This window comes from Streptomyces sp. NPDC059917 (genome assembly GCF_042730635.1).
Taxonomy (GTDB): domain Bacteria; phylum Actinomycetota; class Actinomycetes; order Streptomycetales; family Streptomycetaceae; genus Streptomyces.
In genome coordinates, this window is record NZ_JBHWLC010000132.1 from 1 (window position 1) to 13,463 (window position 13,463).

At 72.2% G+C, this 13,463-nt stretch carries 5 protein-coding genes; all 5 read right to left on the minus strand.

The genetic code is table 11. From position 1 onward, the window contains the following. The coding region (locus tag ACFWAR_RS37800) for a type I polyketide synthase (protein ID WP_385787785.1) at nt 1-3,702 on the minus strand (3,702 nt) is incomplete at its 3' end. 11 nt (nt 3,703-3,713) lie between these two features. Continuing rightward, the gene (locus ACFWAR_RS37805) at nt 3,714-6,899 is read right to left on the minus strand and encodes a beta-ketoacyl synthase N-terminal-like domain-containing protein (protein WP_385787787.1); all 3,186 of its coding nucleotides are present in this window, start codon (nt 6,897-6,899) and stop codon (nt 3,714-3,716) included. Then, nucleotides 6,896-10,066 carry an amino acid adenylation domain-containing protein gene (locus tag ACFWAR_RS37810; RefSeq protein WP_385787790.1) on the minus strand — a complete coding sequence of 1,057 codons (3,171 nt, stop codon included), beginning with the start codon at nt 10,064-10,066 and terminating at the stop codon, nt 6,896-6,898. The genes ACFWAR_RS37805 and ACFWAR_RS37810 overlap by 4 nt, the downstream gene beginning before the upstream one ends. A gap of 81 nt (nt 10,067-10,147) precedes the next feature. Next, nucleotides 10,148-10,984 (minus strand): hypothetical protein, encoded by an 837-nt coding sequence (locus ACFWAR_RS37815; protein ID WP_385787793.1) that lies wholly within the window; start codon nt 10,982-10,984, stop codon nt 10,148-10,150. Nucleotides 10,985-11,057: 73 nt separating this feature from the next. After that, the coding region (locus ACFWAR_RS37820) for an SDR family NAD(P)-dependent oxidoreductase (RefSeq protein WP_385787796.1) at nt 11,058-13,463 on the minus strand (2,406 nt) is incomplete at its 5' end.

The window sequence follows — 13,463 nt, forward strand, 5'->3', positions numbered from 1 at the left end:
CTTGCAGCGGCCGTCCGCCGCCAGACCCTGCTGCCGGGAGAACTCCACGAACATCCCCGGCGTCGCCATCACCGCCGCACCACCGGCCAACGCCAGCGAGCACTCCCCCCGCCGCAACGCCTGCACCGCGAGGTGCAACGCCACCAACGAAGCCGAACACGCCGTGTCCACCGTGATCGCCGGGCCCTCCAGACCCAACGTGTACGCGATCCGACCCGACGCCACGCTCGCCGTATTGCCCGTGAGGAGGTAGCCCTCGAAGCCGTCGGCGGGTTCGTGCAGGCGCGGGCCGTAGTCCTGGGCCATCACTCCGGCGAAGACGCCGGTGTCCGTGCCGCGCAGGCCGGCGGGGTCGATTCCGGCGCGCTCCAGGGTCTCCCACGCGGTCTCCAGCAGCAGCCGCTGCTGCGGATCCATCGCGGCCGCCTCACGCGGACTGATCCCGAAGAACTCCGCGTCGAACTCACCAGCGCCGTAAAGGAATCCGCCGTCCCGGGCATACGTCTTGCCACTGAGCCCGCGCTCGGGGTCGTAGATCCCGTCCGTGTCCCAGCCACGGTTCTCCGGCAGCCCGCCGATCGCGTCCACGCCATCGGCGACCAACCGCCACAGGTCCTCCGGCGAAGCCACCCCACCGGGATACCGGCACCCCATCCCGACCACGGCCAACGGCTCGTCGAGGGCCCCGAGGGGCACGGCCGAGTATGCCGACACGCCCGCGTCGGAGGCGCCCAGCAGGGCCTGGACCATGTGCAGGGCCAGGGCGTTGGGGGTCGGGTAGTCGAAGACGAGCGAGGTGGGCAGGGCCAGCTCGGTCTCGGCGGCCAGGTGGCTGCGGAGTTCGACGGCGGTCAGGGAGGTGTAGCCGAGGTCCTTGAACGACAGGGCGGGATCGACCTCGTCCGCGCTCTCGTAGCCGAGGATCTCCACGGTGTGCCGGGCGATCAGCGCGGTGAGCAGCGCCTGCTGCTGCCGCTCGGTACGTCCGGCCAGCCGCGCGGCCCATTCGCCGCGCTTGCCCAGGTCTTCGTCGTCGCTGCTGTCGGACGCTGCGGCAGTGGCCGCGGTGCCGGTGACGAGGTCGGGGACGTCGATCCAGTGCCGCTTGCGCTGGAAGGCGTACGTCGGCAGCGGCACCCGCCGCCCACCGGCCAGCAGCCCCGACCAGTCCACGTCCGAGCCGTTGGCGTGCGCCGCCGCGAGCGCGGCGATGACCGTACGGTCCTCAGCCTTCCCCGCACGCAGGAACGCGGCCGTGGCCCCTTCCTCGACCATGGCCGTGAGCACCTGGTCAGGGCCGAGTTCGAGGTAGGTGGTGATCCCCTGGGCCTGGAGGGTGGTGAGGCCGTCATGGAAACGGACCGCGCCACGGATGTGACGGGCCCAGTACGCGGGATCCGTCAGCTCCTCGGCCGTCGCAACCAGACCGGTGACGTTCGAGACGACCGGGATCGAAGGCGCGTGGAAGGTGAGCGTCTGTGCCACCGCCTGGAACTCGTCCAGCACGCTGTCCATGTGCGGCGAGTGGAAGGCGTGGCTGACCGTGAGCCGCTTGACCTTCACACCCTGGGCCCGGAAATGCTCCGCGATCGTCTCGACCGCGCCCTCGTCACCGGAGATGACGACGGCCGAAGGCCCGTTCACCGCAGCCAGATCGACGCCCTCCACCAGCAGCGGGGTCACGTCGGCTTCGGGGGCGGCGATGGCGAGCATCGCCCCGCCCGCCCGTGCGGCCTGCATCAACCGGCCCCGCGCAGCGACCAGCGCACACGCGTCCGCCAGCGACAGGACCCCGGCCGCGTGGGCGGCCGCCAGCTCACCGACCGAGTGCCCGATCAACGCATCCGGCCGCACCCCAGCCGCCTCCGCGACCCGGAACAACCCCGTCTCCACCGCGAACAACGCCGCCTGCGTAAACCGCGTCTGATCCAACAACCCATCCGGATCGCTGAACACCACATCCTTCAACGACCGACCCACATGCCCGTCCAGCTCCGCACACACCGCATCAAAGGCTTCGGCGAACACGGGCGAGGCCGCATACAGCTCACGCCCCATCCCCACCCGCTGGCTCCCCTGCCCGGTGAACAGGAACGCCGTCCCACCAACCCCGGCCGAGCCGCGGACGACACCCGCGCCCGACTCACCGGCGGCCAGCAGGTCCAGCCCGGCCAGCAGCTCCGCACGGCCCGCGCCCAGCACCACCGCACGATGCTCGAACGCCGTCCGCGTCGCCACCAACGAGAACCCGACGTCCACCGGACGCGCCGAGGCGTCCGCCCCGACGAACTCCCTCAGCCGGGAGGCCTGTTCGCGCAGAGCGGCCTGCGTACGGGCCGACAGGATCCACGGCACCAGCTCGTCCGCCACACCCGGATCCGGTGCCGTCACCTCTGCCTCGGGGGCCTGCTCGATGATCAGGTGCGCGTTCGTCCCACCCATCCCGAACGAAGACACCCCCGCCACCCGCCGACCCTCCACCGGCCACTCCCCCAACTCCGTCTGCACCCGCAGACCCAAACCCTCCAAATCAACCCCCACCGGACCCGACTCGAAATTCAAACTCGCCGGAATCCGCCCCTCCCGCACACACAAAGCCGCCTTCACCAAACCAACAACCCCCGCCGCACCCTCCAAATGACCCACATTCGACTTCGCCGAACCCACCACCAACGGCACACCCGAACCACCCCCACGCCCCACCCCATACACCGCACCCAAAGCCGCAGCCTCCACCGGATCACCCACCGGCGTCCCCGTCCCATGCAACTCCACATACGCCACACCCGACGCAGCCACACCCGCCCGCTCCAACGCCAAACGCACCACACCCGCCTGACCCTCCACCGACGGCGACGTCAAACCCACACCACCACCATCGTTATTCACCCCACCACCACGAATCACACAAACAACATCATCACCATCCGCCAACGCATCCCCCAAACGCTTCAAAACAACCACACCACCCCCCTCACCCCGCACATAACCATTCGCCCGACCATCAAAAACATAAGAAACCCCATCAGGCGACAAACCACCGAACCGCTCCACCGCCACCGTCGACTCCGGCGCCAAAATCAAATTCACCCCACCAGCCAACGCCAAAGACGACTCACCCTTCAACAAACTCTCACACGCCTGAAAAACAGCCACCAAACCCGACGACTGACCCGAATCCACCACCAAACTCGGACCACACAACCCCAAGAAATACGACACACGATTCGCCACCACACTCCGATGCAAACCCGTCGAAGTAAACGAACCAAAACCCTCCACCCCACCACGACGCACCAACGCCGCGTAATCGTCCTGCATCACCCCCGCAAAAACCCCCACACCCTCACCACGCAAAGAACCCGGCACCACACCCGCGTCCTCCAACGCCTCCCACGCCAACTCCAACATCAACCGCTGCTGCGGATCCATCGCCACCGCCTCCCGAGGACTCACCCCGAAAAACGACGCATCAAAACCATCCACCCGCCCCAAGAACCCACCCCGACGCACCCCACCGACCCGCTCGACATCCCACCGATCCCCCGGCACCTCACCAATCGCATCCCGACCCGCACACAACAAATCCCAAAACTCACCCACACCCACCGCACCCGGAAAACGGCACGACATACCGATAACAGCGATGGAGTTGTCGCTCTGGTCGGCGGGAACGACGGAGGGGTTCAGTGCCTTCGACATGACGGTCATCCTCATTCTTGGGTCATGAGCGAGTCCACATAACCCGCTATCGCTTCGAGGGTCGGGCAGTCGTAAACGATCGTGGCCGGCAGGTTCAGACCGGTCGCCTCGGTCGCCTTGTTGCGCAGGTCGACGGCCATGAGGGAGGTGAATCCCATGTCGAGCAGGGGTTCTTGGGCGCTGACGTCCACGGACGATTCGATGCCCATGACGTCGGCGGCCAGGTCGCGCAGGACGGCGAGGAGCAGCGGGTGCCGTTCCTCCGGAGCGGCGGCGCGCAGCCGGGCCGCGGTGTCGGGCTCGTCGGGGTCGCCGTCCCCGGTCGGGCCGACGTCGGTGGCCGCCCCGGGCCGGGTGGCGCCACCGGTGCGGGGGGCGCGTACGGCGGGGGCCACCTCGTCGAGCCAGTAGACGCGGCGCTGGAAGGCGTACGGCGGGAGTTCGACGGAGCGTACGGGGGCCTCGTGCTGGGCGGACCAGTCGAGCGTCTTGCCGCGGACCTGGATCCGGGCCAGCGCGGTCAGGAACGCGACGGGTTCCGGCTGGTCGCGCCGGGCCAGGGCGACGACCTCGGTCTTCGCCGGAGCGGCCGCGCCCGTGGCGAGGCATTCGGTGACCATCGGGGCGAGGACGCTGTCGGGGCCGACCTCGATGAAGGTGGCGACCCCCTGGTCGCGCAGCCAGCCGACGCCGGTCGCGAAGCGGACCGCCTCGCGGACGTGCCGTACCCAGTACTCGGGGGTGGCCAGTTCGGCGGTGGCACCCGCGCCGGTGAGGTTGGAGACCACGGGGACGCGCGGGGCGGCGTACCCGATGCTCTTGGCGACGACGGCGAACTCGTCGAGCATCGGTTCCATGTGCGGCGAGTGGAAGGCGTGGCTGACCTTGAGCTGCTTGGTGCGGCGGCCTCGGGCGGCGAAGACCTCGCCGATCTCCCGTACCGCCTCGGCGTCGCCCGAGACGACCACCGAGCCGGGGCCGTTCTCGGCGGCGAGGGAGACCTCGCCCTCGCGGCCCGCGAGCAGCGGACGGAGTTCCTCCGCCGTGGCCTGTACGGCGAGCATCGCGCCGCCGGAGGGCAGTGCCTGCATCAGCCGGCCGCGGGCGGCGACCAGTGCGGCGGCGTCGGGCAGGGTCCAGACCCCGGCGACGTGCGCGGCGGTGAGTTCGCCGATGGAGTGACCGGCCAGGAAGTCGGGTCGCAGGCCGAAGCGTTCGAGGAGCCGGTACTGGGCGACCTCGAAGGCGAAGATGCCGGCCTGGGTGTAGGCGGTGCGGTCGATGAGGGCGCGGCGTTCTGCGGTGTCGGGGCCGTCGGGGGCGAACAGGACGTCCCGCAGGGGGACGTCGAGGTGCCGGTCGAGTTCGGCGCAGACCGCGTCGAAGGCCTCGGCGAAGGCGGGGAAGCGGCGGTGCAGCGCGCGGCCCATGCCGGGGCGCTGTGATCCCTGGCCGGAGAAGAGGACGGCGACCGGGGACTTGGCGGCGGGGTCGGTGGCGCCCCGGACCAGGTGGGGGGCGTTGCCTCCGCGGGCGAGCTTGGCGAGGCCCTGGGTGAGGGCGGTGGTGTCCTCGCCGAGGACGACGGCCCGGTGTTCGAAGGGGGTGCGACCTGCGGCGAGGGTGTGGGCGACTTCGGCGCGGTCCAGGTCGGGGTGGTCGGCCAGGTGGCGGGCGAGCCGGGTGGCCTGTTCGCGCAGGGCCTTGGGGGTGCGGCCGGAGACCGGCCAGGCCAGGGCACCGGTATCGGCCCGGTCCCCGTCGGGCGCGTGCGTGTCCGCATCCGTGTCCGCACCCGTGTCCGCGTCGTGCGGTGCCTCTTCGATGATGACGTGGGCGTTCGTGCCGCTGATGCCGAAGGAGGAGACACCGGCGCGGCGGGTGCGTTCGCCGTGCGGCCAGGGGGCCGGGTCCCGCAGCAGTTCGACGGTGCCCGCGGACCAGTCGATGTGCGGGGTGGGCCGTTCGGCGTGCAGGGTGCGCGGCAGGGTCTGGTGGCGCAGGGCCATCAGCATCTTGATGACGCCGCCGACCCCGGCGGCGGCCTGGCTGTGCCCGATGTTCGACTTGAGGGAGCCGAGCCGCAGCGGGCGGCCGGTGTCGCGGCCCTTGCCGTACACGGCCTGGATGGCCTGGGCCTCGATGGGGTCGCCGAGTTTGGTGCCGGTGCCGTGGGCCTCGACCGCGTCGATGTCGGCGGCGGTGAGCCTGGCGTCGGCGAGGGCGTCGAGGATGACGCGCTGCTGGGCGGGGCCGTTGGGGGCGGTGAGCCCGCTGCTGGCGCCGTCCTGGTTGACGGCGCTGCCCTGGACCAGGCCGAGGATCCGGTGGCCCTGGCGGCGGGCGTCGGAGAGCCGTTCGAGGTAGAGGATGCCGACGCCTTCGGCCCAGCCGGTGCCGTCGGCGTCCGCGGAGAAGGACTTGCAGCGGCCGTCGGGCGAGAGCCCGCGCTGGCGGGCGAACTCGACGAAGGTCCCCGGGGTGGCCATGACGGTGACCCCGCCCGCGAGGGCGGTGGTGCATTCGCCGCGGCGCAGCGCCTGGCAGGCCAGGTGGAGGGCGACCAGGGAGGAGGAGCAGGCCGTGTCGAGGGTGAGGGCGGGGCCTTCGAGGCCGAGGGAGTAGGAGATCCGGCCGGAGGCGATGCTCGCGGCGCTGCCCGCGCCGATGTACCCCTCGTAACCCTCGGGAGCGGGGTTGAGCCGGGAGCCGTAGTCGTTGTACATGACGCCGACGAAGACGCCGGTGCGGCTGCCGCGCAGGGTGCGCGGGTCGGTGCCCGCGCGCTCGATGGCCGCCCAGCTGTGTTCCAGCAGCAGTCGCTGCTGGGGGTCGATGGCGAAGGCTTCCTTGGGGGTGATCCCGAAGAGTCCGGCGTCGAAGGCCGCGGCGTCGGCGAGGAAGCCGCCTTCGCGGGCGTAGCAGGTGCCGGGGGTGTCGGGGTCGGCGTCGTAGAGGCCTTCGAGGTCCCAGCCGCGGTCCTGCGGGAACCCGGCGACGGCGTCGGTGCCGGTGTCGACGAGGTTCCACAGCTCTTCGGGCGAACCGGCGCCGCCGGGGTAGGCGCAGCTCATTCCGACGATGGCGACGGGCTCGTGGCGGGCGTACTCGAGTTCCTCGACGCGGCGGCGGGCTTCGCGCAGGTCGACGGTCATCCGCTTGAGGTATTCGAGCAGCTTCGGGTCCTGGCCGGTCATCGCTGGTCCCCCTGCTGCTTGCGGATCTGGGCGGCGAGTCCGGCCGGGGTGGGGTCGTTGTAGAGGTCGACCATCCGGACGGTGGCGTCGAAGGTGCTCTCGACGCGCTGGACGAGCTGGGCGCCCAGCAGCGAGTGGCCGCCGTGGGCGAAGAAGTTGGAGCCGGAGTCCAGGTCGGAGCGGTTCAGCAGGTCGCACCAGAGCCCGATGAGGCCGGTGGTCAGTTCGTCGCCGCCGTCGGCCGTCGCGCCGCCGCCCTCGGCGCGTTCGGCGCGGCGCCGGGCCGCGAGGCGGCCCAGTTCGAGGTAGTCGGTCTTCTGGCTGACGGTGGTCGGGAAGGCGTCCACGGTCAGGTACTCCTGCGGTATGGCGGCACCCGGGAGGGTGGCGCGGGCGTGCTCCCACAGCCGGGCGGCGAAGTCCCGCCCGCGGCCGCCGGGTCCGTCGCCGTCGGGGAGGGCCCCTTCGCGGGGGACGAGGAAGGCCACGAGGGCGGGGCCGGACGGGGTGTCGTCGACGACCACGGCGGCCCCCGCCACGTCCGGGTGTTCGAGGAGTACGGACTCCACCTCGCCGAGTTCGATGCGGTTGCCCCGCACCTTGACCTGGCGGTCGACCCGGCCGTGGAGTTCGATGCCGCCGTCGGGCAGCCAGCAGGCGAGGTCTCCGGTGCGGTAGTAGCGGCCGAGCACCGGGTGTTCGGCGAAGCGTTCGGCGGTCAGTTCGGGACGCCGGTGGTACCCGGCGGCCACGCCGTGTCCGGCGACGCAGAGTTCGCCGCGGACACCGACGGGCAGTTCGCGCCCGGCCCCGTCGGTGATGAACACCTGGGTGTTGGAGAGGGGGGTGCCGATGCCGACGCGGGTGACGTCGGCGGGGACCAGGCCCGAGGTGGAGTAGATGGTGGTCTCCGACGGCGCGTAGGCGTTGCGCAGTTCGACGCCCGCGGCGGTGATCCTGCGGGCCAGGGCGGGCGGCAGGGGTTCGCCGCCGGTGAGCCCGCGCACTCCGGCGAGCCGGTCCGCGGCGGCGTCGGCGATCAGCCGCCAGGTGGTGGGGGTGGCCTGGAGGATGCCGGGCCGGTGGTGGCCGAGCACCTCGCGCAGGGCTTCCCCGTCGGTGCGGGCGGTGTCGGGGGCGACGGCGACGCGGCCGCCGGTGACCAGCGGCAGGAACAGCTCGAGGGAGGAGATGTCGAAGGTGAAGGTGGTCAGCCACAGGGTGGTGTCGGCGGCGGTGGCGGACAGCTCGTCGGCGAAGTGGGCGATGACGTTCGCGGCTCCCGCGTGGGTGATGACCGTTCCCTTGGGCTTGCCCGTGGAGCCCGAGGTGTAGATGAGGAAGGCGGTGGCGCCGGGCGCGGCGGGCGCGTCCAGCTGCCCGGGCCCGGGTACGGCGGTACCGGCCTCCTCGCCGACGGACGCCATGTCCCGTACGTGCGTTCCCGCGCCCACGGCGATGTCGACGCCCGGGGCCACGAGGACGGCGGTGGCCCCGGAGTCCTCGAGCAGGTAGGCGGTGCGCTGGGCGGGGTGGTCGGGGTCGAGGGCGACGTACGCGGCTCCGGCGAGCCAGCTGCCGAGGACGGCGGCGGCCAGCTCGGGGCCGCGGCGGCCGGCCAGGGCGACGACGTCCCCGGGGCGGGTGCCCGCGGCGGTCAGCAGGTCGCGGTTGGCGAGGGCGGCGGCCCACAGGCGGCCGTAGCTGGTCTCGCGGTCCGCTTCGGCGACGGCGACGGCGCCGGGGGTGGCGCGCGCGCTCCGGGCGACGGCCTCCAGGAGGGTGGCGGAGCCGTGCGCGCGGGCGGTGTCGTTGTTCGCGGCGACGACGGCCGTGTCCCGGGCGCTGAAGACGGGCACCTCGCCCATCGGCCGGTCGGGGTCCTCGCCGAGGGCGACGAGCAGGGCGTCGTAGCGCTCCAGGAGGAACTCGGTGTCGGTGCGGCTGAGGATCTCGGTGTAGAAGACGCCCCGGATCTTGATCTCCTCGGGGGAGGAGAAGAAGAAGAACTCCAGGTCGAACTTGCTGTGGCCGTTCTCGACCAGGAGCCTGCGCGCCGGCATGCCGTCGAGCTCGAAGTGTTCGCGGCCCGCGTCGGGCACGTAGTTGAACAGGTGCCGGAAGACGGTGTTGCGCCAGGTCGCCCCGGTGTGGCGGACCTCGGGGAGCAGCGCGTCGACGGGCACGTCGGTGTGCGTCATCGCACCGAAGAACGCCTCCCTGGCCTGCCCGGCGAGGTCGCGGAAACCGGCGCCGAAGTCGACGCGCGAGCGCAGCGGGAGGGTGTTGACGTGGTAGCCCATGGCGCGGGGCGCCTTCGGGCCGCGGACGTTGACGGGGGATCCGACGACGATGTCGGGTCCCGCGCCGTGCCGTGCGAGCAGCAGGTAGTACGCCGCCAGCAGGACGACGGCCTCGGGGGCGCGCACGTCCTGCTGCAGGCGGCGCACCGCCTCGTGGGCGGCGGGCGAGAGGGAGTGCAGGACGTAGTCACCGGTGAGGGTGGGTTCGGGTACGTCCTCGGTGCCGCAGGACAGGCCGAGCCCGCTCGGGTCGAAGTCCTTCAGGTGCGCGCGCCAGTACTCGAGGCTGGCCTCCTCGTACGGGGCGGAGCGCAGCACCGGCTGGACCTCGAGCAGGGCGTCGGGCACCCCGAGTCCTGCGGAGACCGCCTCGTACACCTCGGTGAACTCCTCCAGCAGGATCGCGGAGGACACCGTGTCGAAGACGATGTGGTGGACGACGAGGCAGAGCACGTCCCCGTCGGAGCCCTGCAGCTGGACGGCGCGCACCAGCGGCTGCCCGTCGAAGGCGAAGGGGCGGCGGACCGCGGCGTCGATCTCCGCCGCCACGTCCTGCGGTGCGCTCTCGCGGGTCTCCAGGGTGACGGTGAAGTGCTCGGCGGGCACGACCCGCTTCACCAGACCGGCCTCGGTGCCGTAGAAGACCGTGCGCAGGGTGTCGTGCCGACGCAGCAGGGCGTCCAGGGTCTCCTGGACCTCCCACTCGCCGAGTGCGCCCTCGACGGTGAACACGATGGACAGGTTGTTCACCGCGCCGGACGGTACGAGCTGCTCCAGCAGCCACAGCGCCTGCTCCTTGCGGTTGGCCGCGATGAGCGCGGCGGGCACCGGGCCGTTCACTGGTGTGTTGGGGATGGTGAGCATTCCGGATTCCTTCGCGTTCGGAGGCTGGTGCGGGGCTGGGCACGGTCCTGGTGCCGCCCTGGTACGGCCCTGGTCACGGCCCTAGGTGCGGTCCTTGATGAGCGCGGAGACGGCGTCGGCGATCGCGGGCGTGCGCAGCAGGTCGACGTGGGCGGTGTCGAAGCGCAGTTCCTCGGCGGCCACGTCGTCGAACGCGCCGGGGTTGAGGGCGCGCAGCGCGTTGAGGCCGCTGGTGGGGGTCGAGGAGGTGAAGACGACCGACCTGCGCCAGGCGGCGGCCGGTTCGATCTGCTCGGCGGTCGCCAGGTAGGACAGGAACGCCCCCGCGGTCTCGGTGAGTTCGGCGCGGCGGGTGCCGTCGATGCCCAGCTGGTCGAAGGCCTTCGTGGCGGTGGTGTGGTAGAGGACGAGCAGCCTGCGGGCCAGGTCGGCCAGGTCCTGGCAGTCCTCCTGGGCCCGCTGTCCGGCGTCCTGGGCGGCGCCGGTGGCGGCGGCCCCGATGGTCGGCGCCATCTGGCCGACGACCTTGTGGAACTGCCAGTACATGCTGGCCGCGGAGGCGCGCTCGGGGTCGAAGAGGATGGTCAGCGGGAAGGATCCCTGCCACTTCTCGATCTCTTCGGCGAGGGCGGCCGCGTAGACGCTGCCCGCGCAGAAGCCGAGGACGGCGCGGACCCTGCGGCCGCTGGCCTTGACCTCGTCCGTCCACTGCTTCACGTAGGCCTCGGCGGGCAGGTCGGGGCGGGTGGCGACGGCCTGCGGGATGGTCTCCCAGAGGGTGAGCCCGGACGCGAGGTGCTTGGTGAGGTCGGTGAAACGGGCCTCGGCGCGGCTGGTCGAGTCGAAGTCGGCCGCGAGGACCACCGAACCGGGGTCGTCGTCGGTGAGTACGTTCCAGGTGGTCGGTGCGTCGGTCATGGTGATCCCGTTCTCTGGCTGGGGTGGGTGGGGTGGGAGTGGGGTGCCTTCACGGCCGGGGCGCACGGCCGGTTCACTGCGGGAGGGTGCCGAACTCCTGGTCGATCAGGGCGAAGATCTCGTCGGCCGAGGCCGATTCGATCCGTGCGGCCGCGTCCGTACCGTCCGCGTCCGTGGCGCCCGCGCCGCGGGCCCGGGCCGACCAGCCCGCCAGCAGCGCCTCCATCCGACCGGTGACCGCTCGACGCAGCTCCTCCTCGTCCGGGGCGGCGGCCAAGGCGGCCTCCAGCCGGTCGAGTTCGGCGAGGACCGGCTCCGCACCGGCCTCCGGGCGGACGGTGTCCCAGATGAACCCGGCCAGCTCGGCCGGGGTCCGGTAGTCGAAGACGAGCGTCACGGGCAGCGTCGTACCGGTGACCACACCGAGCCGGTCGCGCAGTTCGACGGCGGTCAGCGAGTCGAATCCGACCCAGGGCTGGTCGTCCTCGACGCTCGCCGCGTCCGCGTGCCCGAGGACGGCGGCCACCGTCGTACGGACCACGCTCAGCACGGTCCGGTACTGCTCCTCCTCGGCCAGCCCGGCGAGCCGCCCGGCGAGCGGCACCGCCACCGGGGCCGCGGCGAGCCGGGCCCGGGCACGGACCAGGCCGCGCAGCGTCGGCGCCAGGGCCGCACCTCCGGCCTCGGCACGGGTGCGCAGGGCCGACAGGTCGAAGCGGGCCGCGGTCAGCACCGGCCGCGCGTCGGCGAGGGCCGCGTCGAGCAGGCCGAGCCCCTCGGCGACGGTCAGCGCGTACAGCCCGCCGAGTCCGGTCCGGGCCGCGCCCATGCCGTCCTGCTCCCCGATCGCGCCCCACAGCCCCCAGGCGAGGGAGGTGGCGGGCAGCCCCTGGGCGTGCCGGTGCTGGGCGAGACCGTCGAGGAAGGCGTTGGCGGCGGCGTAGTTGGCCTGGCCCGCGTTGCCGACCTGACCGGCCAGCGAGGAGAAGAGGACGAAGACGGCGGGGCGCGCGTCGGCGGTCAGCTCGTGCAGGTTCCAGGCACCGGCCGCCTTGGGCTGCCAGACCTTCGCCAGCCGCCCCGAGTCCAGCGAGCGCACGACCCCGTCGTCCAGGACACCGGCCGCGTGGAAGACCGCGGTGAGCGGGCGGGCGGCGGGCACCGCGTCGAGCACGGCCGCCAGGGCCGCCCGGTCCGCGGTGTCGCAGGCGACCACGGTGACCCCGGCCCCGGCCGCCTCGAGTTCGGCGGCGAGCTGGCGCGCACCGTCGGCGTCGGGCCCGCGCCTGCTGGTCAGCAGGAGGTGCCGCACCCCGTGCTCGGCCACCAGGTGCCGGGCCACGACCGCCCCCAGAGCGCCCGTGCCGCCGGTGATCAGGACCGTCCCCTCGGGGTCGATCCGCCCCGTCGGCGCGCCCGGAGCCCCGGCGGGGGCCAGGCGCGGTACGTATACCTGTCCGCCCCGGATCCGCAGCTCGGGCTCGTCGGAGGCCAGCGCCCCGGGCAGGGCCCACCAGGACGCCTCGTCGGCGTCGTCGAGGTCGGCCAGCACGATCCGCCCCGGGTTCTCGGACCGTACGGTGCGCAGCAGCCCCCAGGCCGCCGCCACCGCGAGGTCGACGGGCTCACCGGACTGCGCGGCGACGGCGTTGCCGCTGAGCAGGACCAGCACGGACCGGCCGCGCGTCTCGTCGGCCAGCCAGTCCTGCACCAGCGCGAGCAGCCGCTCGGTCTCCACGAAGGCGGCGTCGGCGGAACCGCCCGCCTTGACGCTGCTGACCAGCAGGTACTCGGCCCCAGCGGGATCCCCCTGCCCGATCCCGAGCGCGGCGGCGGCCCCGAAGGGGTCGTCACCGAGTACGACGGCACGCGCTCCGAACCCGCCCTCCGCCGCCGGCAGTTCGATCCGGCTCCAGGCCACGTGGTGCAGCGGCGGCCGGTCGGTGCGCAGCGCCCTGAGCCGGGTGGGGTCGATGGTGCTGAGGGTGAGTTCGTCGATGGTGAGGGTGGGTGTTCCGGTGGGGTCGGTGAGGGTGATGTTGATGGTGGTGGGTGTGGTGGGGGTGAGGGTGGCGTGGAGGGTGGTGGCGTGGGTGGTGTGGAGGGTGATGTTGTTCCAGGTGAAGGGGATCTGGATCGTGTCGGGGTTGTCGTTCCCGGTGTGGGTGATGAGGGGGTGGAGGGCTGCGTCGAGGAGGGCGGGGTGGAGGGTATGGCCCTCGGCGGTGAGGGTGTCGGGGAGGGTGAGGGTGGCGTGGAGGGTGCCGGTGGTGGGGTTCTTCCAGAGGTGGGTGAGGTTTTGGAAGGTGGGTCCGTAGTGGTAGCCGCGTTCGGCGAGGTGTTGGTAGTGGTTGGTGAGGTCGATGGGGTGGGTTCCGGCGGGCGGCCACGCACTGGGGGTGGGTGTATGGGCTGGTGTGGGGGGTTGGTTGGTGGTGAGGGTGGCGGTGGCGTGGCAGGTCCAGGGGGTGGTGTCGTC

What these genes read in the sequence shown, in the direction of transcription:
- ACFWAR_RS37805 (WP_385787787.1), bottom strand. Translation starts at nt 6,899, where the DNA reads ATGACCGGCCAGGACCCGAAGCTGCTCGAATACCTCAAGCGGATGACC.
- ACFWAR_RS37810 (WP_385787790.1), bottom strand. Translation starts at nt 10,066, where the DNA reads ATGCTCACCATCCCCAACACACCAGTGAACGGCCCGGTGCCCGCCGCG.
- ACFWAR_RS37815 (WP_385787793.1), bottom strand. Translation starts at nt 10,984, where the DNA reads ATGACCGACGCACCGACCACCTGGAACGTACTCACCGACGACGACCCC.